This is a genomic window from Capnocytophaga sp. oral taxon 864, from assembly GCF_002998835.1.
In the GTDB taxonomy this organism is placed as follows: Bacteria; Bacteroidota; Bacteroidia; order Flavobacteriales; family Flavobacteriaceae; genus Capnocytophaga; species Capnocytophaga ochracea.
Genome location: NZ_CP027232.1, coordinates 1002422 through 1026617, shown reverse-complemented (window position 1 = coordinate 1026617; position 24196 = coordinate 1002422). Strand labels below are relative to the sequence as shown.

At 38.5% G+C, this 24196-nt stretch carries 16 protein-coding genes and 1 pseudogene; 1 reads left to right on the top strand and 16 read right to left on the bottom strand.

What is annotated here, in order from left to right; all coding sequences use genetic code 11:
* Positions 1–2 precede the first annotated feature (2 nt).
* Positions 3–3893 carry a response regulator gene (locus C3V44_RS04580; protein WP_106095687.1) on the top strand — a complete coding sequence of 1297 codons (3891 nt, stop codon included), beginning with the start codon at positions 3–5 and terminating at the stop codon, positions 3891–3893.
* Between the two features lie 75 nt (positions 3894–3968).
* Here the strand turns inward: C3V44_RS04580 and C3V44_RS12575 are convergent.
* The 16 genes and pseudogenes from C3V44_RS12575 to C3V44_RS04505 all read right to left on the bottom strand — a co-directional run.
* Positions 3969–4100 (bottom strand): annotated as a pseudogene (locus C3V44_RS12575) (hypothetical protein); the annotation flags it as partial.
* Positions 4101–4287: 187 nt separating this feature from the next.
* A complete protein-coding gene (locus tag C3V44_RS04570; RefSeq protein WP_106095686.1) occupies positions 4288–4908 on the bottom strand; it encodes a DUF5683 domain-containing protein in 621 nt (206 codons plus the stop codon).
* Entirely contained in the window at positions 4901–5833 is a 933-nt protein-coding gene (locus C3V44_RS04565; RefSeq protein WP_009417469.1) for a ParB/RepB/Spo0J family partition protein, read from the bottom strand. Before C3V44_RS04565 ends, C3V44_RS04570 begins: the two co-directional genes overlap by 8 nt.
* Positions 5833–6603 carry a ParA family protein gene (locus C3V44_RS04560; protein ID WP_002671062.1) on the bottom strand — a complete coding sequence of 257 codons (771 nt, stop codon included), beginning with the start codon at positions 6601–6603 and terminating at the stop codon, positions 5833–5835. The genes C3V44_RS04565 and C3V44_RS04560 overlap by 1 nt, the downstream gene beginning before the upstream one ends.
* An 11-nt stretch (positions 6604–6614) precedes the next feature.
* A complete protein-coding gene (locus C3V44_RS12055; protein ID WP_164996608.1) occupies positions 6615–6767 on the bottom strand; it encodes a hypothetical protein in 153 nt (50 codons plus the stop codon).
* Between the two features lie 47 nt (positions 6768–6814).
* Positions 6815–8494, bottom strand: a complete 1680-nt coding sequence (locus C3V44_RS04555; RefSeq protein ID WP_009411760.1) for a putative transporter — start codon at positions 8492–8494, stop codon at positions 6815–6817.
* A gap of 182 nt (positions 8495–8676) precedes the next feature.
* Positions 8677–10302, bottom strand: a complete 1626-nt coding sequence (pruA, locus tag C3V44_RS04550; RefSeq protein WP_106095685.1) for an L-glutamate gamma-semialdehyde dehydrogenase — start codon at positions 10300–10302, stop codon at positions 8677–8679.
* Between the two features lie 469 nt (positions 10303–10771).
* A complete protein-coding gene (locus C3V44_RS04545; protein ID WP_106095684.1) occupies positions 10772–11710 on the bottom strand; it encodes a hypothetical protein in 939 nt (312 codons plus the stop codon).
* Positions 11711–11811: 101 nt separating this feature from the next.
* Positions 11812–12552, bottom strand: a complete 741-nt coding sequence (locus tag C3V44_RS04540; protein ID WP_106095683.1) for a hypothetical protein — start codon at positions 12550–12552, stop codon at positions 11812–11814.
* 11 nt (positions 12553–12563) lie between these two features.
* Complete coding sequence (locus tag C3V44_RS04535; protein WP_106095682.1) at positions 12564–14906, bottom strand: TonB-dependent receptor plug domain-containing protein; 2343 nt, start codon at positions 14904–14906, stop codon at positions 12564–12566.
* Between the two features lie 100 nt (positions 14907–15006).
* A complete protein-coding gene (locus C3V44_RS04530) occupies positions 15007–15288 on the bottom strand; it encodes a hypothetical protein (RefSeq protein WP_106096625.1) in 282 nt (93 codons plus the stop codon).
* 234 nt (positions 15289–15522) lie between these two features.
* Positions 15523–16524 carry a hypothetical protein gene (locus C3V44_RS04525; RefSeq protein WP_106095681.1) on the bottom strand — a complete coding sequence of 334 codons (1002 nt, stop codon included), beginning with the start codon at positions 16522–16524 and terminating at the stop codon, positions 15523–15525.
* 13 nt (positions 16525–16537) lie between these two features.
* Positions 16538–17821 carry a DUF1735 and LamG domain-containing protein gene (locus C3V44_RS04520; RefSeq protein ID WP_016478921.1) on the bottom strand — a complete coding sequence of 428 codons (1284 nt, stop codon included), beginning with the start codon at positions 17819–17821 and terminating at the stop codon, positions 16538–16540.
* Positions 17822–17824: 3 nt separating this feature from the next.
* A complete protein-coding gene (locus C3V44_RS04515; RefSeq protein ID WP_034567857.1) occupies positions 17825–19228 on the bottom strand; it encodes an endoglycosidase in 1404 nt (467 codons plus the stop codon).
* A complete protein-coding gene (locus tag C3V44_RS04510; protein WP_009750634.1) occupies positions 19198–20838 on the bottom strand; it encodes a SusD/RagB family nutrient-binding outer membrane lipoprotein in 1641 nt (546 codons plus the stop codon). Before C3V44_RS04510 ends, C3V44_RS04515 begins: the two co-directional genes overlap by 31 nt.
* A 30-nt stretch (positions 20839–20868) precedes the next feature.
* A complete protein-coding gene (locus C3V44_RS04505; protein WP_016478919.1) occupies positions 20869–23916 on the bottom strand; it encodes a SusC/RagA family TonB-linked outer membrane protein in 3048 nt (1015 codons plus the stop codon).
* Between the last annotated feature and the right edge of the window lie 280 nt (positions 23917–24196).

Below are 24196 nucleotides of genomic sequence, written 5' to 3'. Positions count from 1 at the left end.
CAATGAAGATAATAAAACTATCATCGGTGCTTGGCACTTGTATCTTACTTTTTTTTACGTGGGTAATCTACGGGCAAAACCCTACGGAATACTATTTTAAACGTATTTCCATTGAACACGGTCTCTCTCAATCGGGCGTTACCGCTATTGTACGTGACCATAAGGGAATTTTGTGGATAGGTACTCGTCAGGGTATCAATAGGGTAGACCGTAATCATATCAAAAGGTATACTGAGTCTTACATCTATCATCTTTATGAAGATACCCAGCATAACCTTTGGGCTGTAACCGATAAAGGCGTATGGCAATACGACCCAAATAAAGATACTTTTACCTCTAAAATCCAGCAACAACTCTTCTCTATTTGTGCTACTGAGCAAGGGGTTTACTTTGGTGGATATAGTGCTATCTACCAGTATAACTACAAAACTAAAAATATAGGGCGTTTGCCTTTGAGGAAAGAACCTAAAACAAAAGATAAAGAATGCCTCATTACCTATCTATGTCCTGTTGATAATACAACCTTTCTTGTAGGCACTGAAAACGATGGTATTTATAAGTATTCTCTTACCTCAGAACTGTTGAGTTTGTTTATTGAAAATACAAGTCCGCTGAGTTCTTTGTATTATGATGCACAACGCAAAGAAGTGTATTATTCTATTTTTCAAAAAGGGCTTTTTCGTGCTACCCTTGTAGGTGAATTGCGCTCGCATTACGATACTCACAATACTCTTTTGTCCAATGATATTATCTTAGATATCAAGCCTTATAAAGGCAATATATGGTTAGCCACCGATGGGGGAGGAGTATCGGTTTTTAGTCCTGAGAAGAATACTTTTTACAATATTCAGCATAGTGCCGGTAATATACATTCTTTGCCAGTCAATTCCATTACAGTGCTTTATGAAGACCCTAATCATAACCTTTGGGCAGGTACAGTGCGCGATGGCGTTTTTCTCTTTAAAGAAACCTATATCAAGACTTATACTGATAGTGCGTTAGGAAGTAGCAATGGGTTAAGTGAACGCGCTGTGATAAGTTTGTTCGAAGCTCCCAATGGCATCATATGGATAGGCACCGATGGAGGAGGCATCAATGCTTTTAATCCCAAAACAGAACAATTTGTACATCATACCAATACGTATAACGATAAGGTCTCTTCTATAACCTACTTTTCACCTAATGAGTTGTTAGTCTCTCTTTATGGCAAAGGTCTTTTCATATATAATATTCTGAGTCGTTCCTACACTCCTTTCTTGCTCATCGATGAAGCTACTGACCAGCAAGAGTGTCACGCAGGCTTTACTCCCTTTGTATATTACATTGATAAAGATAAAATACTCATTACAGCTAAAAATACTTATCTGTATAATCTTCAAAACAAAGAGTTTAATAAAATTTCTTTTGCCGAAGGACTTACTCCTAAAAATGCCTTACAGCTCAAAGCACAACAAGGTGATACTTTATTTCTCTCCAAAGGAAATGTACTCTATCAAATGAAGTTATCGGAAGCTAAGATAACACGTTATCTAACCCTTAATGAGGGGTATACTATTAGCGCAGTATGCAATGATAAAGCTCATCACACCCTTTGGATTGCTACTTCCAATGGCTTGTTTAGCTATGCAATACCACAAAAGAAGCTTAGTGCCGTAGGAACCGACAATATGTTCCACCAAATTAGCTATATGCAACTCGATACTGAACAGCGTTTGTGGATTAATGCTTCCAATGTGCTGTTTTCTTATCATATTCCCGATAAGAAGATAATGATTTGGGACGATTCCGATGGCTTTCTCCACAACGATGTGCTTACAGGCTATGTACAGTTGTTGCCTTCCCCTTACATCTATATGGGAGGAGTCGGAGGTTTTGTGAAGATAAATAAGAATATTCACACCGAAGAGAGTAGTACTCCTTTACTCTTTTTGCAAAATATAGAATTGAACGGCAAAATATACACCGCCGAAAACTTTCCTAAAGAGGTACCCCCTTATTTCAAAACCTTAAAACTAAATGTAGGATTGAATGAAAAAGATATGTTTAGGCGCATACTCTTCCGTTTTAAGATTAAAAATAACGCCCAAACTTCGGTGATTGAAACCTATGACAATAGTTTAGATATCTCTTTGCTTTCAGTAGGAAAATACCAAGTAGAAGTCGCTTGTATGACTAAAAATGGCTATTGGACGAAAGATACCCCATTGCTCAACTTCGAAGTGCTTCCTGTGTGGTATCAGCGCACTTCTTTTTTGGTAGGAGTTTCTTTGCTTTTGTTGGCTATTATTGCAGGTGTAATGTGGGGTTATCTGCGTCGTAAAAAGCAACAACTCAAATGGCAAATAGCTTTGCATCAGCAGGAACTCAATGAAGATAAAATACAATTCCTCACCAATGTAAGTCACGAATTGCGCACGCCTCTTACCCTCATTTATGCACCGTTAAAGCGTCTGCTTAATCATACCGAGAGTGGTAAACTCACGCGTTCACAGAAAACCCAGTTAGAGAGTGCTTTCCGTCAAGCTACTACTATGAAGAATATTATCAATTGGGTATTAGACTATAACCGTAATACTTCGTTAGAAAATACACTCACCAAAGCCTATACTGATTTGAATCACCTTATCACCGATAGTGCTAAAGATTTTGAACAAGAATTCGAAACAAAGCATATAAGTTTAGAACTACATCTCGATAAAAATCTACCCCCTGTAGAGTTGGATAGTGCTAAGATAAGGGTAGTCCTATCTAACCTACTAATGAATGCAGTAAAGTTTAGTAATGAGTATTCTACTATACACATTCGCAGTAGTTATAACGAACAAAAAGTGCGTTTTCAAGTAGAAAATACCGGTATAGGACTGCATAATATTGATATGGATAAGCTCTTTACTCGCTTTGAACAAGGAAAACACAACCAGCGAGGTAGTGGTATAGGGTTGGCTTATTGTAAAGAATTAGTGGAGAAACATCTCGGTACTATTGGGGCTTATCAAGATGAAGAAGAGCAAACAGTTTTTTATGTAGAATTACCTTACTCTCATAGCACTGAGGGCGTCCTTCACAAGTTTGAAGGTGAAGAAGAACAAACTGAAGCCCCAGAGAAGATAGCAGTAACTATGGATACCTCTATGTATTCTGTACTCTTAGTAGATGATAATCCTGATTTTTTAAATTATCTTTATGATGAACTTCGTCCGTTGTTTAAAAGCGTTTTAAAAGCAGTAAATGGTGAGGAGGCTTTGTTGTTATTAAAAACGCACCAGCCCGATATTATCATCAGCGATGTGATGATGCCTGTAATGAATGGTTATCAGTTGTGTAAAGAGGTGAAAGAGCATTTGCAAATCAGTCATATTCCCGTGATATTACTCACGGCTAAAAGTGATACCGAAAGTCAAAAGATAGGCTATAAATTAGGTGCCGATGCTTATCTCTCTAAACCTTTTGATATAGACCTTTTGCTTTCAGTAATAGGTAATTTGCTCAAACAAAAAGAGCTCATCAAGCAACGTTATGAAAAAGAACTATTGATTCCTTCACCTGCACTTACTACTATCAGCAATGCTGACGAAGTGTTTATGATAAAACTTAATGAAATCATCAAAAAACACTATAGTAATATTGACTTAGATGTAGCAATGATTTCTGAAGCAATGGCAATGAGTCGTGCTTCGGTGTATAATAAAATGAAACAAATTACAGGCATTGGTATCAGTGAATATATCAATAAGTATCGTATAGAAGTAGCTTGCCAGCTCTTAAAACAAACAGAAAAAACAGTTACTGATATAGCTTTTGAAGTAGGATTTAACTCTTCTAAGTATTTTAGTACAGTTTTTAAACAAGCTACTAAAATAACGCCACGTGATTATAGAGAAGGTATGAAGTGATAAAGAAAAATAAAAAGAGAGGCTACCTCAAAACTTTTTGAGGTAGCCTCTCTAAATATGTAATACTATGAGTTTCTATTTCCAATCTTTTTTCTTAGAGGTCTTACCAATACCTGGGTTAAAGCTATTGGTAGGGTCAAGAGAGTTGTAAAAGTTCTTAAGATCGTCGTTAGCGTGATATAAATGCCCTACATTGTTCTCATCAGGTAGTTTTAGCTACACAATCACCCCAACAATCACCCCACACGTTCATAGAAAACAGTCGAAGTAATTATTTAGTGTCTGTATTTTTAATATACTGAAAAGTATCTTTTTCGTATTTGGAAGCAATATCAAAAATACTTTCTTATTTCAATGATGTGGTGCAAGGGTTCCAATAAGTTTTGTGTACCCATTATTTCTTGGATTTATAGGTCAGTGTTAAGCCAAATTGGGGTTGTGTGAGCAAATCGTTGTGGATAAAAGGTTCTAAAGTAAGACGTTCATCTACATTGAATTGTTTGAGATGTGCATCGACATTCGCCTCGATGATATTCAGGGCATATAAGCCTATCCCTATAAGAATAGAAAGCTCTTTATTACGACGATAGAACTGTATGCCTCGTCTTAATCCATCGGTACTGAGACGAGGTTGTCCATCAGGGCGATTGCCGTAGAACTCATCATCGGTAAATCCTTGTTGACGACGTTTGTAGGCAGTGAGGTAACGATCGTATTCCTTAGAGTTTTGTATGTAGAAGTATATTGGGGTACCGATAGCAATATACACCAAAGGTACTTTCCAATAGCTCTTGTTGTATATCTGACCTAAACCTGGGATAACCGCTGAATAGAAGGCAGCTTTAGCAGGCGAAAGAGGGTCGGTATTCCAAGGAACTTTTTTCATATTGTCTTGCATAACAGCTATCTGCACAGAGTCTGAGGGTGTTTTTACCACTTCCTCTGTATCGTCTTGTGCATACGAAATACCCACTCCCATAAGTAGGGCTATTATCAAAACAATCTTTCTACTCATCCTTTTTGTGTAATAAACTTTGAATACGTTTGAAATCTTCCTCTGAACTAAAAGGAATGGTAAGGCTACCTTTGCCGTTCTTGCTCATCTTTACAGTAACTTTAGTACCAAAAAAATGATTAAAACTACTCATATTTTCTTTGATATAAGTAGGTACTTCAGTTTTACTATTGCTTTTAGGGATTTGAATACTTACCACATTAGGAGTTTCGGAGTTTTGCAAGCGGCGCACTAACTCTTCGGTATCACGCACTGATAGGTTATCGGAAATGATACGCTGGTATACTTCTGCTTGTTGTTCAGGGTTTTCTATGGCGATTATTGCACGACCGTGCCCCATAGAAATGAATCCGTCGCGTATGCCTGTTTGAATGATAGGAGCGAGTTTGAGCAAACGCAAATAGTTTGTAATGGTAGAACGTTTCTTGCCCACACGTTTGCTCATTTGGTCTTGAGTGAGATTCACCTGCTCAATGAGCTGTTGGTAAGAAAGAGCAATCTCTATGGGGTCTAAATCTTGACGCTGAATATTCTCTACCAAAGCCATTGTGAGTGACTCGTTGTCATCGGCAATGCGAATATAGGCAGGAATGGTTTTCAGTCCAGCTAATTTAGAAGCTCTGAAACGGCGCTCGCCCGAAATGAGCTGATATTTGTTTTCTCCGTCGAGTTTGCGTACAGTGATAGGTTGCACTACCCCTAATTCCTCAATAGAGGAAGCGAGCCCTTGTAGCTCTTCTTCATTAAAAGAAGTACGAGGCTGAAAAGGGTTCGTTTCTATTAGGTCGAGTTCAAGCTCTATGATATTTCCTACAATCTTATCGGCATTTTTATCTTTGATAGAATTAATAGCCACTTCGGGACTATTGCCAAAAATAGCTGAAATACCTCTCCCCAAGGCAGGTTTTTTAGCAGGTTTTGTCATTATACAGTTTTGTTTTTATCTATAATTTCTTGAGCTAAGTTGATGTGATTGGTAGCTCCTTTGCTGGTAGCATCGTAGTTGATGATGGTTTCACCAAAACTAGGTGCTTCACTAAGGCGTACATTACGCTGAATAATGGTTTTAAACACCATATCACTGAAGTGTTTTTGTACCTCTTCCACCACTTGGTTAGACAAACGTAAGCGCGCATCGTACATAGTGAGTAGTAAGCCTTCGATATCTAAATTGGGATTGAAGGTTTTTTGTACACTTTTAATAGTATTGAGAAGTTTACCCAACCCTTCCAAAGCGAAATACTCACACTGAATAGGTATAATCACCGAGTTAGCTGCTGTAAGAGCATTCAGGGTAATAAGTCCCAACGAGGGTGCACAGTCTATCAAAATGTAATCGTATTGGTCTTTGATAGGCTCTAAGGCTTTTTTGAGCATATATTCTCGTTGTTCTTTGTCTACGAGCTCAATCTCAATAGCCACTAAGTTGATGTGAGCAGCGATAAGGTCGAGATTAGGAGAGCTGGTGTGAACAATCATATCTTTAGCCTCCATAGTGTGTTCCAAAAGCTCGTAAGTACCGTGCTCAATAGAATCTACATCAATACCTATGCCAGAAGTAGCATTTGCCTGAGGGTCGGCATCGATGAGTAATACTTTTTTCTCCAATACGCCCAATGCGGCGGCTAAGTTCACGGAAGTAGTGGTTTTACCTACTCCTCCTTTTTGGTTTGCAATAGCTATTATTTTACCCATAGATTTATATTTTAAAAGTTAAACGGAAGCCCTTGTTTGGTTACTTCAGCCAAGATAGCTTCATTTTTATCGGTAGCACTCTTAATGTTTTTGTTTAAGGTAACTATACAAAAGTCCTTGATTTCTTGGAGTTTGTCCACCATATCCATCATATTTTCAAACATAATATTTTATTCTTTCAGAGGGCAAAAGTACAACTTTTTTTGAAACGTCACACAAAAAATACAATCAATAATTGTGCTACCATTATTCGCAAGAATGTAGTAAGCGGATATACACTTGCATAAGTGAGTGCGGGAATCTCGGAGTTCGACATATCATTAGCAAAAGCCAAAGCTGGCGGGTCGGTTGAAGCTCCAGAGAGTAATCCGCAGATACCCAAATAGTCTAATTTTGCTTTGAATCGTGCTACTAAAGAGGTAATAATAAGTGGTATAAGAGTAATGAGTGCTCCTAAACACATCCAGTACAAGCCTTGTCCGTGCAAAATAGTTTCTATAAAAGTAGCTCCTGCGTCTAAGCCTACACTGGCAAGGAAGAGCACAATACCTATCTCTCGTACCATCAGGTTGGCACTTTGCGATACGTAGTGAGTTACTGAGAATTTACCGCCATAACGACTGATGAGAATGGCAACAATCAGAGGGCCTCCCGCTAACCCTAATTTTACAGGTACAGGTATGCCAGGGATAGCGAATGGAATGCTACCTAATAATACACCAAGAGTAATACCCATAAAGAGCTCAGCTATGTGAGGGGTTTGCATACGTCGTTTAGAATTACCGAACTCTTTGCTTACGAGTTGTATGTGCGATTCATCGCCTATTACAGTAATGGTATCACCAAACTGTAATTTAGTATCGGCAGCGGGCACGAACTCAATACCTGCACGATATACACGAGTGATGGTTACTCCAAAACGTTTGCGTACATCAAGCTCTGCAAGAGTTTTAGTGAAAATAGCACGTTGGGTAACGTTGATACGGCGTGAAGTATAGCGCATATCTTTTACATCAGGGAAATAATCCAAAATGGAAACGCTGTCACCTATTAGGGTCAAAAACTTCTCATTTTCTTTTTGGTTAGCTACTATCAGTACGATGTCGCCTTCTTCTATCAGTGTGTCGGCACTAGCTAATATAATCTCTCCTTTTCTACACATACGCGAGATGGTAAAGTCGAAATCAAGAGTTTGTTTGATAACGCTCAATTTTTTACCAAAGAGGGCAGGATTGCTTACTTTTATCGCGAATCGATTGATCACTACTTGATCTTTAGAATGACGTACAGAATTTAAACGTTTTTCAACATCTAAATTCACTTTTAAGAAGGCTTTGAGCCCTAACATTACCAAGATAATTCCTAACACCCCGAAAGGATAAGCAACAGCGTAGGCGGTAGAGAGGTTCGGCATTGTAGCTGGGTCGCCTTTAAATACATCTTCTAAAGTAGCTTGAGCAGCTCCTAACCCTGGAGTGTTGGTTACGGCACCTGACATTATACCTACCAAGGTACCCATATCGGTCTGGGTGATGTAGTGGATAGCAATTACAGTAAGTACACAACTCACAATAGAGAGCACTGCCAAGAGATTGAATTTGATACCTTCTTTTTGGAAGGAGGCAAAAAAGCCAGGGCCTACTTGTAGTCCGATGGTGTATACGAACAGAATCAATCCGAACTCTTTTACAAAATGTTGAATATGGGGGTTTACAGTGAATCCTAATTCGGCCATAGCGATACCTGCGAAAAGTACCCAAGCAATACCAAAAGAGATGCCAAATATTTTAATTTTTCCTAAAGCAACTCCTACTGCGATAACCACGCTATACACTATCACAGTGTAAGCCACACTCTCGTGGTTAGTCATCAAGTTCCAAAGCCATTCCATTTAATGTCTAATGATTAATGTTTAGTGTTTAATGATTAATTAAGCTCCCGACCTCCGAAGAGGGACAATCCACAAATACAAGTGTTTGTAAGGGAACTGTTTTTATATAGATTTAAGAGAAACTTTGCCAAAGGTGCGAGCCACACGAGCTGAGAACTTTGGCAAAGTTAAAATTTTATTTATTATCCTAAGAATGGATAACGATAGTCTACTGGTGGTACAAAAGTTTCTTTGATAAGGCGTGGCGATACCCAGCGCAATAGGTTTTGGGCAGACCCAGCTTTGTCGTTAGTACCTGAGGAGCGTGCACCACCGAAAGGTTGTTGCCCCACTACGGCTCCTGTAGGTTTATCGTTGATATAGAAATTACCCGCTGCGTTTTCGAGTACTTTCACTGCTTCGTCTAACGCATAACGACAAGTACCAAATACAGCTCCTGTGAGTGCATAAACTGAAGTTTCATCAACGAGTTTCAAGGTTTCTTCCCATTTAGAGTCATCATATACATACACAGTTACTACAGGTCCGAAAAGTTCGGTTTCCATAGTGGTATAATGAGGATTGGTGGTTACAATCACGGTAGGTTCTATAAAGTATCCTTTGCTTTTATCATATCCACCACCTACAAATATCTCAGCATCTTTGTCTTTTTTAGCTTGGTCTATATATTTAGCTAATTTATCGAAAGAATGTTCGTGAATTACCGCAGTGATGAAGTTCTCAAAGTTTTCAGGAGAACCCATTTTGAAAGAGAGTACATCTTTTTTTACCAATTTCAGCGTTTCGTCTGCCTTCGATTTAGGTAAGTATACGCGAGAAGCGGCACTACATTTTTGTCCTTGATATTCAAAAGCTCCACGAGTAATAGCCGTAGCTACTTGTTTGGGGCAAGCACTTGGGTGGGCGATGATAAAGTCTTTACCACCTGTTTCACCTACAATTTTAGGATAAGAGCGATAGAGGTGAATATTGTTACCTATCTTTTTCCAAATATCTTGGAATACTTCGGTAGAGCCTGTAAAATGAATACCTGCAAAATGAGGGCTTGCTAAAACAGTATCGGTAATCATAGCTGCATCGCCGTGCAATACGTTGATAACACCATCGGGTAAACCTGCTTTTCTGAGGACTTCTACTATCATTTCAGCGGAAAATATTTGTGAAGTACTTGGCTTCCAAATGACTACATTTCCCATAAGGGCAGCACTGGTAGGAAGGTTGCCTGAGATGGCGGTGAAGTTAAAAGGCGTGACAGCATATACAAAACCTTCCAACGGACGGTATTCTACACGATTCCATACGCCTTCGGAAGAGTTAGGCTGGTCGTTATAAATATTAGCCATAAACTGCACATTAAAGCGCAAGAAGTCTATCAGCTCGCAAGCAGAATCTATTTCGGCTTGGTGTACTGTTTTAGACTGTGCTATCATAGTAGCAGCGTTCATTTTAGCACGGTAAGGACCTGCAATGAGGTCGGCAGCTTTTAAAAAGATAGCAGCGCGTTCTTCCCACGCAAGGTTAGCCCACTGAGTACGCGCCTTTAGCGCTGCTTCAATGGCTTGTTGTACGTGTTCTTTGCTCGCTTTGTGGTAAACACCCAATGAGTGCTTATGGTCGTGAGGGGAATGCATTTCACCTGTCTGACCTGTACGTACGGCTTCACCTCCAATATAGAGAGGGGCATCTACTTTAGTATTCCACAATTCTTTATAGGCTTGTAGTACAGCCTCACGCTCAGTACTTCCTGGCGCATAACTTTTTACGGGTTCGTTGGTAGCTTTAGGAACCTTAAAAAATCCTTTTCCCATAGTATAGTTGTTTTTAGTTGTTGATACAATTCGAAAATTTCGGCTAAATTACAACAATTATTTGAATGTGCAAATTTTGATGAGATAATTTCTCAATTCAGGTGAAAGATAAAAGGTAGAGAGTAAAGAGTATGTTATAACTTCGTACAATTGTTTTAACTCGTTTGATAACTTTTTATGCTGTGAGCAAGTTGAGATATTTTAGTAAAAAGTGAAGAGAGAAAAATGTTTTGAGGAGGAAAATGTATCTGAATATCAATGTTTATTCGAAGGAAGAGCGAAGCTAAGACGAATCTAAGACGAACAATGAACGTTGCAAAACACGCGGATAGATATAGAATGAACGGAGGGTAATAGGAGTAAAACGAGTATAAACTGGTTTTATTAGCTTTACTTATTGTTTAAAAAAAGAGACTGTTCTTTTTTAAGGGACAGTCTCTTTTATTATTGCTAAGTGATATGCACAAATTTATAAAAAGGTACCACTGCTTTCAGGAGAAAGATCAGAAGCTATAATGTCGTCTTGATCTTTTTTTATTTCGGCTTTACTAACGCCAAACTCGCGCATTGCATCTTCTACCGTCTTGTCTTCTCGCAAAAGGTCTGTGTAGATATGTATAGGTATTTTTACATCTAACACTTTATTAGCAGGCACAGTATTATAGGTTAGATTTGCGGGCTTGGTAGCGAAAACACCTAATACGATTTGTAAATCGAAGTTTATATAGGTTCTTTTTACTTCAAAGAAACCTTTTAACCCTATCTGTTCTTTTCTAAGCTCCCCTTTAGGGGCATTAGGGTTTTTATCAAAACCACCGCCTTTGATGTACAACTCTTCAGGATTAGTATCACGATATTTGTAGTCGAGTGCTTCAGCTTGGGTAGGCACAGTTGTATTGCTGGCTACTGCTGCAAAATTATTTGCGATAAAGAAGAATTGGTAGTGATTAGGAGCATCACCAGTGCTCAGTTGTGCATTTACACGCTTGCCGTCTTTATCGTAAAATATCAATTCTATACCGTATAAGCTCACGCCTGCATTGTGCTGATGATTGTGGAGAGCATCTTCGTCCTCATCTTCATCGTGGTGATCATCAGCCACTACATCAGTTCCTTCCCAGCGGATAGCAGTAGGGTTATCGGTAGCAGGTGTAGGCACTCCATTTATGTTATTAAAATAGAAACGTTGTACTGTTTTGAGGTATTTCACAGGGTAATCGGGGTTTCCGTGAAAATAGCCGTGAGAATGCCCTTTGGTAAAGCGCACTTCGAGTTTGCTCCACGTAAATTCAGTAGGGTCTGTAATAATAGGGTTTTCTGGGTCTTTGTCCTTACTGCAAGAATTAAGGGTTATTGTTACAAATAGTAAAAATAAACTGATTTTTAAGATATAATATATTCTTTTCATCGTTTTTTAATATTAAAAGTTATTGTTTTGTAAATAATGTATTAGCAAGGTATCACCTTTGCCAAAGTTTAAAATTTTGACAAAGTTCATAATACACACAGCTAACGAATAATCTGTATAGGGAGTATCATATCGGAGTCTAATTGAAAGGCGTTAGAATACTCCACTACGTTGTATGGACGCTCTTCTTGAGTTTTAGGGTTGAGCTTATTAGCAATAAGAAAGTGTGCTAACTTGATGCGCAACTTGTAATCACCTGCGGTAGCGTCGTCTTTGATGTGAAAGACGCCTTTAAGTCCAATAGGGTCGCGCTGCTCAGGGTTGGTTTTATCCCAAGTGCGCAAGCGCAAATTCACTCCTTGTGTGCCGTAAGTACCATTTTCGGGGTCGGTATCCTGATATACATAGCTTACCGCTTTGTTCATAGCCGTTACCATAGCGGTTCTTCCCGCTTCATCTTTAGGATATTCTCCTTGAAATAACTGAAAGAAGTGCTGATGAATAGGAGCCATTTTGGCACTTACAAACTCGTGGTTCATACGAGCTCCATTGTTGTAATAGACAATCTCGAAACGATATTCGTGTCCCACTTGCCATTTTATAGGCTCGGTGATGTCATACACTATTCCTTTAGCTGATTTGTTGGCGGTGCGCTCTTGCACCTCGTTAGTTCCTAAATTGGTAATGATAAACTGCACTTTGTCGGGCATATCGTGCCCTCTGTCTTTGGTTTCATCGTTTGGAGAAGTGGGTTTAGTGTTGTCTTTACTACAACTGCCCATTGTAAAACATACTAATGCTATTAGACTAATAGCTTTTAAATAATAAGATATCTTTTTCATTTTAATAGTGTTTAAAAATTGTAATTTACTCTTAAATATACGTTTCTACCCAAATCGTGGGCATAGTACCTAAAACGATTGGTGTATTCCTTATATTCAGTATTAAAAAGGTTTTCGGCGGATAACCTTATGTCCAGGGTTTGGCGTTTGCCTATATCCAAAGTACCTCCTATGCTCGCCTCGAAAAGGTGATAGGCATCGGGTGTAGTAGGTACTAACTCTTGTGAGGGCTCAAAGCGTGTTTGCTTGGCTACAAAAGTATGCCCTATGCTAGCACTCATACGGCTTAATAAACTGTTGCGGTGCGTTTTGTTATATTCTAGCGACTGACTGAAACGAGGGGCAGGGATAAACGGAAAGTAACGCCCCGTTTTCACTTCGTTAGCCCATACTACTGAGGCTTTCAAATGGTAGTCTAAACTTGTAGGATTGCCTAGTTGTGCTACTCTGTTTTTGTTTAACAAACGAACAGTAGCATCGAGGTCAGCGCCTCTAAAAAACGCATTGGCTTGGGTGTACTGAAAGATAGGATACACGCCTGAAAAGAGGGTTTGCACTTCGCCGGTAGGATAATCGTAAATGTAATTCTTAATATATTGGATATAAAGGTCGAGATTTACATTCCAACGTTTATTCTCATTGTTTAGCAAAAGAGAGGTAACCCACTTCACTCCTGTTTCTGATTCGAGCTTATCGTCACCTAAATCATAAGTGCCTGCGCCGTGATGAAGTCCGCTACTGTACAGTTCGTTCACCTGAGGAGCACGCCACGCCACGCCTATGTTAGATTTCAGTTGTGAAACTCGTGAAAGAGGCATTGTTCCTCCTAAGGTATAGGTGAAATTATGGAAGTTGTGTTCGCCTCCGTAACGCTGTGAGTACATATCGTAACCATCGGCATTGAGGTACTTATAGTCGTAACGTACACCTGCTTCTAATAACCAAGCATCTCGCTGAAAACGTTGTATTGCAAAAGCACCATAACTAAGAGAGGCATAGTTAGGGATTACAGGTACTACCCCCGTACCGGGTTGGTTGTAGTTGTCCTGCTTGTTGAAACTACCCCCTATGGTACTCTTCCATTTGCTGTAAGCGTTTTCCCAATACACATCGAGTGCGTGGGTAGTGAGCTCCATATTTAAGGCTGGGATGCGGGTTCTGTCCATTCGGCGAACACTGAACTCCTGACGAATATCTTTCTGAAAAGCGTATTGTGCGGTGAGTTTTCCTCCGAAGGGCAAGAAATAGAACGCTTTACCTTTTAACAGGTGGTGCACTACTTTTTGCTTGGGCGCATTGATGCTATACGAAAACGGATAGGTGGTAAGCGGTCTTCCAATTTCGAACCGAGCGAGCAAATCGTCTAAATTCCCAATATGCGAACCGTAGAACACACTGCTTTCGTTCTCATACCTACTGTAAAATATTTCGGCAGTACCTTTTTCCTTCTGAACGCCTGTTGCTACTGAGAAATTGGCTTCACGAGCAGCAGTGTTATTCAGTAGGTAATTAGCTGTACTGATGTCGCCTGAACGTTTTAAAGTTCCTTGTACACGCCACGCCCAAGAAGGTAACTCGGGGACTGAACTTTCGACTTTTAACGTAGTACTCAATTTGCGTCCGTTAGAGCCAAACGAAGAAGCTAAGTTGGCGTGCAGACCGTCGCTATAAGGGAGTTTTTTTTGTTCTATGAGAATCACTCCACCTAAGGCATCAGAGCCATAACGCACCGATTCAGCACCTTTTACCACCGTTATTTGGTCGGCTACCAAAGGGTCGATTTCGGGAGCGTGGTCGGCACCCCATTGTTGTCCTTCTTGGCGCACTTCGTTGTTGAGTATCAAGATACGATTGCTGTGCAAGCCGTGAATTACCGGTTTGGCAATAGTCGCGCCTGTTTGTATCATCGATACTCCCGATATAGAGGTGAGCACTTTGGCTAAATCGTCGCCTTGTTTGTCTATCAAGCTATTTCTTTTGAGCGAAATGGATATGATAGATGGAGTTAAGCCTCTCACATACTGTTGAGTTGTATGTCCTGATACGGTAGTCCCTTCGAGTACGCTCACTGCTTCTTTCATTACAATCACAAGAGGTTGTGAGTGTGGAATGATGACAGTACTTTCGTAATCGTGATAACCTAAATAGGTTACTTTGATAGGGTAAGAGCCCTTGCTGAGTTTTTTTATCGTTACCTTCCCATCGGCATCGCTTATAAAGTGCTTTCCAACGAAATGCACTACCGCATTGCCTAAGGGTAGTTTTTGAGTGTCTTCTATTTGCAGTTGCAAGGTTTCTTGCGCATATAGCGAGAATGCACAACTGAGTAGCAGAAGACTGAATATCTTTTGCATAAAATCAATTTGGAAATTTTGGGAATTTGAAAATTAGCAAGCTGGGTAAGAAGAGGAATGACTCCTCTTTTGCTAATTTACTCATTTAGTCGTCTGCTAATTACATCGGAGGACCTCTTGAAAAGATAGTAAAGGCGTTTTGAGGAAAGCCTTTTTCGATAAAGAAGAATACTGCTGTTGTACTTTGCTCTAAGAATTGATAGATAAAAAATGAAGGAGCAAAGAACTGATGCAGTTGTACAAAAATACAATCGTGATGAGTGTCTACCGCTGAAAGGTGAGCGTTGTGATGACACTTATCGCCGGTAGCTATAGCGCATAACTCTTCCTGAGTGTGGTGATTATGAAAGAATTCCCCCACCGGAAAAGCTACTTTCAGCATACAAAACAGTAGCAGAAAGGCGAAGATGCGCGTGTGTAACGATTGTCTTTTCATAGTTTTCAAGATGCAAAATTACAAAATAATTATGAATTGCAAAATATAATAGAGCGATAAATTTTAGTTTGAACAAATTCTTACTAATAAAAAGCCATAGTAGAAAAGATTTCTACTATGGCTTACTAAAAAAACAAGCATTGTTTTTTAGAAAAATTAATAATCAATAAAGGTTACTTTTTAAAAAAACTCTACTTCATAAACATCAATGTACTGATTATTATATTTTTTAAAGTTTTTAAACGTTAATGTTCTTACTTTGATAGGAACTTTGAACTTTATACAAAGTTTTTTTCTGTGTTCATCACGTGTGTAAGTACCTTGCAAATATTCCTTTATATTATCAGGAGTTGCATATATATCTACTCCCCCAATAGTTTTATTTTCTGCCCATCTTTGATTTTGTACAATGATAACTCCTCTTACTGTTGTTTCTTCTGTGAAAGTTGTTTTTAAATATACTTCTTCTTCAGTATTAATCCACCAATTTGTGTTATAATTTTCATCTTTAAGAGCTCCTAATCTATCAGACTTATAATTAGAATCAAAAGTATATTTATTACTATCCAATTTTTTGTCGTCATCAATAGTATCAGCATTTATTAGTTCTATATTATCTCCTTGCGGGTACTCTTCTTCTGTAAAACTAATTTTAATACGATATGCTGAATCTTGGTCAGAAGTGGCTACGGGCAAATCAGTAGGAGTAGTACTAGTTACTTTCACACGGAAACGTAAAGTATATTCCTTGGTGATGTCCAAATCTTTAAAGGCATAGGGTTTAAGCGTTACCTTAAAAGTTTTAGAAACTGTACCAGAGCTCAATTCAGCTTTTTCAATGGTGAAAGATCCCTCAGGGAGACTACGCTCATAGCCCACTTTTTCGGTTTCAATTTTTAGATTAATTACTTCACCGTTTTGTAAGGCACGTTTGGCAAACTTAGGGGTGAAAGTGAAAGTGGTAGCACTGATAGTCTTGGAGGTAGGATCTCTAAATATCTTTTCTATTGTTTCGTTAGGCGAAAAGATAACTAAGGTTTTAGAAAGATCAACAGGAGGGTTACTCACTTGTGGGACAGTGGGTGCAGGTTCTTTTAGTACATCAAGTTCTTTGGTGTCGGGGGTACAACTTATAGCTAAAACAGCTGTAAGTAGTGCCCCTAATAAATATATTCTTTTCATTGTTTTAGCTTTTTTAAAATTCTACTTCTGTATTATAATCAACGGTAGGTAATTTTTCTTCTACACCTATTTTATGTACATACCATTTTTCAGGCATTTTTTTATGAGGGTTAGTAGAAGCATTTTTAATTACTTTTTCATTGTCTTCTGTTTCCCAAGGGTCTTCGTTATAGGGGACATAGAGTTCTAAACCTTCACTATCAGGTTTTACGAAGTTTTGAGTTGCAACTACCTGTCCTTGTGTAAGGGCTTTACTCCACAAACGCATTTCGCGCACATAGGCATTGAGATTGCCATTACCAAAGCAAAGAATAGGAAAATCATGTATTTTAGCAGGAGCAACAGAATCAAACATCAATTCTCCATTTACATAAATTTTCAAGTAAGGGCTATCGTTGTTTTCTTCGTATACTACTGCTATGTGATACCATTTGTCGGCAGTAGGAGTACCACTCACAGCATTAAATTTAAATCCTGTACCCTTGGGAGTATTAAAACCTAATTTCAAACCGCTATTCATTATAGTAAAAGAACCACCATATAACACATTGTATAGAGCTGAATTAGAATCAGCACGACCATTGGGGTACATCAAACCTGCATTATTTGATGCATTTACAGGAGCAATAGAATACTGCATTGTCCAAGCGGTGAGTTTTACATCTTTTTCATATGTTTTACCACTTTCTTGTTTACCTGTATTTTTACCATAGATAGCGTGGAAAGCTCTGTTTCTTAGATGTGCTACTTTGGTTTTAAATGAACGATTCAATAAAAATAAAGCGGTTTTTCTATCCCCTTGGGCTATGATGTTGCCATCAAGAGGGTGTAAACGCACAGCTACAGCATAGTTATTAGCTCCTGATAATTTATTGCCTTGTGCATCTTTTAAAGCTTTGATGTTAAATTGCAATTTGCCAGTGGAGACCTGTTGTCCCTTAGGAATAAGTACTTTAAAACTATTGCCTGTTTGAGGAGTACCATTACCTGTATAACTCATTTCTATCACATTAGCAGGTAACAATTCATAATCCACCTTATTAGCCTGATTATAGTTATCTATCACTGTGGCATCGAGGGTTACTTGGTAGTAAGTATCTTGTGATACAGGGTTAGCTAAGCGGACTTTTATTTCGGTGGCTTTTTCACTACCACTATCGTCTTTAACCTTTATGGTAGAAACAGCGGCATTGTCAAATAGAACTACTTTTTGAGGAGTAACCCCTGAGGTATTAGGTAGTTTTTCACAAGCTATAACAGTAAGTACCCCAATTGTTAGTATTAAAATCTTTTTCATAGCTTACTTTTTATTAGGTTTATTGATGGTGATTTCTTCTTTAAAATCTTTATACTCCTCGTTGGAGCGCGGGTCTATAATACGGATTGCCTCACGCAACCAAGCGTAATGTTTGTATTTGCGACCGCTAATTTTATTACTTTCCATATATCCTTTAAAAAGGGAACTTTCGGCAGAAAAGGAGTAGTCAAGCTCGCCGTGGTAAGAACCTACCCCTCCCACTTTTCCTATTTTTGTTGCTTTTGCTTTTACAATTATAGAAAGGTAGCTTCCTTTTTCAAATTCAGAGGTGGAAACACTTTTGTGAGGATTACTTGTAAAAGGTTTATCTACCCTTGTATCTCCATAATCTTGCATAATATATTTGCTAATATAGCTATCTACATCATCTGTATTGATAAGTTTTTCATATTGTCCATCAAATAACAAACAGTATTTTTTCTCTGCATAATTTCCTTTTTCAAAAAATGGTTTGTAAGCTTTGATATATTCTTTTTCTTTTTGGTGATAACCTGTGTGGTTTTCATCGAAGAGTTCGCGCAAATACTGCTTGCGTTGTTCTCCTGAATATTTTTCACCAAAATATTTACCTATTTCTCGAATAAAAGTATCCATATTCTTTTGATAACCATTGGTAGAAGAACCAGAAGCAAATTCATTATAACTGTAGTAGTTATGATTACCAATAGTAGGCTCCCAGTCAATATCAAAGCCATCTAAACCACAAGCAATAATATAACGGGCTAATTCACGGGCGTAGATTTGGCAGCGATAGGTTTCGTTATCAGAATCTTTCTCTTCGCCATATTTTTCTCTGAAAAGGGTAAAACCTGATTTATTTCCTTCATTAGGTAATCCTTGTCCTACATTGGATACTTGCCAACACAAAAAGATTTTGCTACCCTTTTTGTGAAATACCTCCAAGTCGTATTTCTCGTTATCAGTCATATCAGCGGGTTGTTTACCATAACCTCCCCATAGAGAAATGGCAGTGGTAGTATCAGGAATAGATTGTAACCACGTACGTTCGAGTCCATCAGCGGCACGCCAGCCTGTCCACCACATATAAATAAAAGGTTTTTCGCCTGTATTAGCCCACGCTTTTTGTTTGTATTCAGTGAGCATTTTATAGTAGGCTTCCCATTTTTTTTGTGCCTCAGCTTCAGCTTTGGCTTTGGCTTCAGCTTCGCGTTGTTGTTCTTGTTGAGCACGTTGTGTAAGCTGCTGTTTATAATCTTTTTCTATATCTAAAGGCTCTGTTTTTACACAGTTTATTACTAGTAACCCTAAGAAACAAAGACTAATATGTTTTATATAATTTAAACTTTTCATAGTAATTATTTTTTTAATATTACTTATCTTTTTGTTATTTGCAATTATCTTGTATTGGGGTTTGCATCCCACCATAGGTGGGTATTACAGTCGTCAATGGCGCCAGCTCCCAATAATTGAATACCTTTTAGTACATTTTCTCTGTTTTCACCTGTGTATTCTGATTGTGGATAGATAGCACGGCGTACTCCTTTGGTACGCCCATCGGTAGACATTATAGTGTTACCGTGAATCGCATCAGCATTGTATTCTACAGGCTTGATTTGACGAGGATAACCTGTTCTGCGCCACTCACTCCACGCTTCGTGTCCATCGGGGAAAATGGCTAAATACTTTTGGGTGATAATTTTCTCTAACTTATCTTCATTAGTACCATTATAGGCTACGGTTACTGATGAAGGGGCTGCTTGATTGTATTTACTGTCAATAGGATCTATGTAATCAGCTGGTTTATCAGTATTGTTATTAGTATAGGCATTAGAGTTCACTCCGTTTTCTCTAAAACTCATAGCAATACCTTCTTCATAAAGAACTTGGTCTGTTTTAGCATCAGTAGTAAGTCCAAAGAGTTTTGCCTCTGCTCTTAGGAAATATACTTCTGAGGTTTTCATTACAAAAGTGGGACCATCTTCTTTAACGTTAGGATAACCAAAACCTAAATAATCTTTTTTACCCATAAATCCTGCACGAATACCCTGTAACTGTGTTTGGTTAGTATAACCATCAGGTTTTTCAGTAGGGTTGAGTTTAAAGTATACTGTCAATCGAGGATCGTTATATCCTTTAAGATAAGACAATATAGTAGCTCCAAGACGTGTATCTTGATAGTTATTGGCTATCATTTCTAAGCAATTTAAGATGATGAGGCGTTCATTCGTTTGAAGTTTTGCCATATCAGTAACGTCTTCCATTACTCCTCCGTCTAAGGCTTTTTGAGCTTCCTCTTTAGCTTTGTCTTGTGCTACATATCTGATACGCACAGCCATACGGAGCCTAATAGAGTTAGCAAACTTAATCCATTTATTTAAATCACCTCCATAGAAAAAGTCATTTTCGCGTATACTTTCTGGCAAACTATAGCTTTGTTTGAATTCTTTTAGATAGGTAGTAGCTTCGGTAAGTTCTTTGAAAAGCTGATTGTATATAGCTTCTACTGAATCATAAGGTACCTTAGTAAGTCCTTTTCCTTGATTTGAGTAAGGTAGCGGACCAAACATATCAGTAGCACGAAGCACCCCTAAAACTTTACAAATCATCGCCATTTGGTATACAGCTTTATAGGTAACATCATTAGCATCGGCATCGATGGTATTGGCTTTGATATCGCGCCAAGAAGAGATGATATTACTAAACATACCAGAATAGTTATTGTTCATCCACCATTCAGCCATATAACCTGTAATCATAGTTCTACCGTTGTTCCATTTATTGATAGGAGGAGCCATATAGCCTACATAGCTGTCTCCCATCATATTGATGGAAGTTTGGTAGAGATTTGTTCCATTCACAGCGCGAGTAGGAATAATTTGATTCTGAATAGTACCTAAATAACCTGCTACATTTACCCCATCACGTTCAGCTAACTTTTTAGTGGGGTTGGTGGGATTAGTATTTATCTCCTCAAAATCTTTGGTACAAGAGAAGATGAAGAGTGATAAAATACTGATATATATTATCTTTTTCATTGGTTTATATTTTTTAATTGATAATAATTTTTATAATGCTGCCTTAATAGAAATACCCAAACTTCGTAAAGAGGGCATTCTGAAAAAATCTGCAGTATTGCTATATCCTCTTGTATTTACAGTTGATTCAGGATCAAAAGGAGCTCTGAGATATAACATTGCTAAATTGTAACCTGTTACTGACATACTTAGCGATTTAAGCCATTTCATTTTGTTTATTTCATTTAATGGTAAACGGTAGGTTAGTGATAACTCCTGAATGCGTATATTGGTAGCATCGTAGCTATAGTAAGCGGGCAAGCTCACTCCTCCGTTAGCAATGGTCTCATAGTATTTTTTGGCATCGTATAGCTGTCCGTCTATCATTACGCCACCTCTGTCGCGAGCATCGGCAGTAGCTTTTGATACACCATATTGGTCAAGCCACGCTTGAGTACGTGATTGCACAATGCCACCAAAGCGACCATAAATCATTACATCAAGTGATAGATTTTTCATAAAAGTAAAACTGTTTCGCCAACCCATTGTAAAATCAGGAGCTGTGTTACCTATGAGATACTCACGGGTATTATCAATTTCGTAAGTACCTTTACCAGAATCTACTAATTTACCGTCGGCACCACGTTTGAGGAGTTTATCAGTAATCACATCGGTCATAGATCCTCCTTCGCGTATACCTCCTACTTTAGTGATACTGAAGTGAGATCCGTCGATAGGGTTGCGGTAGTTATGCACTAATTCCTTTACGAGGTTGACGTTGCGTGTGAAAGTAATATGGCTACTCCAATCTAATTTTCCAAAAGATTGGTTAAAACCTAAACCTGCTTCAATTCCCTTATTTTCAATATTACCTGCTTGTAGCCATAAACGTTTATAACCACTAGACTCTGGTAAGTCATATGACAAAAGTTGGTTATAGGTATTTGATTTATATAGAGTAACATCCAAACTGAGAGCATTTTTTAAGAGTTTAGCATTCATACCTATTTCATAAGATTTGGTACGCTCAGCAGTAAAGTCAGGGAAAGGATAATCTCTATCAGGACTAATGCCTGTGCCACTAAATCCAAAAGTACGGGTACCTGGTGTAAAGCCTTCTTGTGAAATAGGAGAACCTACTTCGGTATATGAACCGCGCACCTTTAAATAGGACAGCCACTCGGGCATTTTTACAAATTCTGAAATGACGCCTGAGAGTCCTACTGAAGGATAGAAAATAGCTTCATCTTTGGTATTGACGAGTTGCGATGCCCAGTCTGTACGCCCTGTGAGAGTAAGAAATAAGCGACTTTTCCACCCTAACTCAGTACTACCAAAAACAGCTATATTACGTGTATGACTATGGGTTTGTACTTTTCCTCCGCGAGGGTCTAAATTACTTGCTGCAAAGAAGTTGGAAATAGTGTGAAGATTTCCGCGGAATCCTGCGGTTTTATTAAGGTTGTCGTCATAAGAAGAACCTATGTTGGCAGTGATGTTGAAGAGTTTGCGGTCGTTACCGTCGTGGTCTACATATTTACCAAAGTTCTTATTGATGTTCAGCATTATATCGGCATAAGTTTGGTTAATAGTACGCATAGTGTAGCGCCATTCCCCACGTTTTCCTACTCCTGTACTTGGGTCGGAGGTAGCATAAGCTCGCATTTCGCCTTCTCCTTGTGTGTTGTCAATACGTACACGCCCGCTGATGTTTAACCAAGAGAGTACATCGTAAGTAAGTGAAGCTGAATACATATTGCGTTTTCTTTTTTCAAAGAAGAGTTGGCGATATATATTCCAATAAGGATTTTCTTTTACTACACCATTAGATACATTACCTACGTAGGGGTAATATTGTTCGTGAATTTTGCGAGAAGGATTCCAGCGCTCCCACGCTTTTAGTTCGTCAAAGTTATCCCCGCGTGGGAAAAGGTATAAAGAGGTCAGAGGGTTAAACCAGCCTCCTTGCGAATACATATTTTGATTACCTTGCAAAATATAGCTCGCCGAGAAATCGAAATGTAATTTGTTATTAAAAAAATGACTTGTATTGCGTCCCATAAAGTTATGGCGATAATAGCCATTGGTAGGGATAATTCCTTTAGAATCAGTAGAAGCGAATGATACAAAGGTTTGATTTTGTGCTGATCCTAGTGAAAAATCTACTGCATTGTTATGTACTATCCCTGTGTGGAAAAATTTTAGAGGGTCATAGGTAGAAGGAGTTGCAAGTTTAGGTCCCCAGCTGGTTTCTCCACTACTGCCGTAGGTGTTTTGGAACTCAGGTGTAATAAAAGGAGTAAGTACTTCTACTTTTGAGTTGAAGTTTACTGCTACTTTACCTTCTTTTCCTTTTTTTGTGTTGATAATCACTACTCCATTGGCAGCTGCAGCTCCATAAAGGGCAGCTGCAGAAGGTCCTGTAAGTACGTTGATACTTTCAATATCTTCGGGATTGAAGTCTGAAATACTTTCTCCCCCTCCTACGATACCGTTGTCACCGCCATCAGAGGCAGAAGAAGCATTGTTGAGGGGAATGCCATCTACTACATAAAGAGCATTGTTACTACCTGTGATAGATTTTGCGCCACGCATAATCACTTTGGTAGCACCTCCTACTCCTGATGCACTACGTTGGATATTTACCCCCGCTACTTTACCGTTGAGATTATTCACGAAGTTAGCATCTTTTACTTTGGTGAGTTCTTCCGCTTTCACCTGTTGAACGTTGTAACTCAGTGCTTTTTCTTGCCTTTTGATACCCAAAGCCGTTACTACTACTTCACCGAGTTGTTGAGTTTCTTCTTTTAAGATAATGTTTAGAGTAAATGTTTTTCCACCTCCTGTAGGTATTTTTTTACTTTGAGAAATAAAACCAACAGAACTAAATTCGATAGTAGCTCCTTCTTTCACTTGGATAGAGTACTTACCATCCATATCCGTTGCCATACCACGCGTTGTAGCTTTCACAACAACCGTTACACCAGGGAGAGGAATACCTCCTTCATCGGTAACCTTCCCTGAAACTGTTTTTTCCTGTGCTAACAAAATACTGCCATAAATTGTTAAAAGCACTGCTATAAAAAATCTTTTGTTCATAGAATAGTATAAAAAAATTAATACTTCAAGATGTATTTCACAATTGGGGGCAAAAGTACAAAATGTTTTTAATAACGTCAAAGATAAAAATGAATATTTTTTAAAAATAATAAAAATATTCTATAACTTTATAGATTTGCAGGATATTCTTTGTGAAATCTTAAAGTTGTGATGTGATTTTTTTTAATGATATTGATATTAATTAATGTCAGTTTGATGTAAAGAGTGGTGTTATGCCTTAGGGGGCGAACAGTTCAGAAGGGTGTGGAGCCTTCGGAAG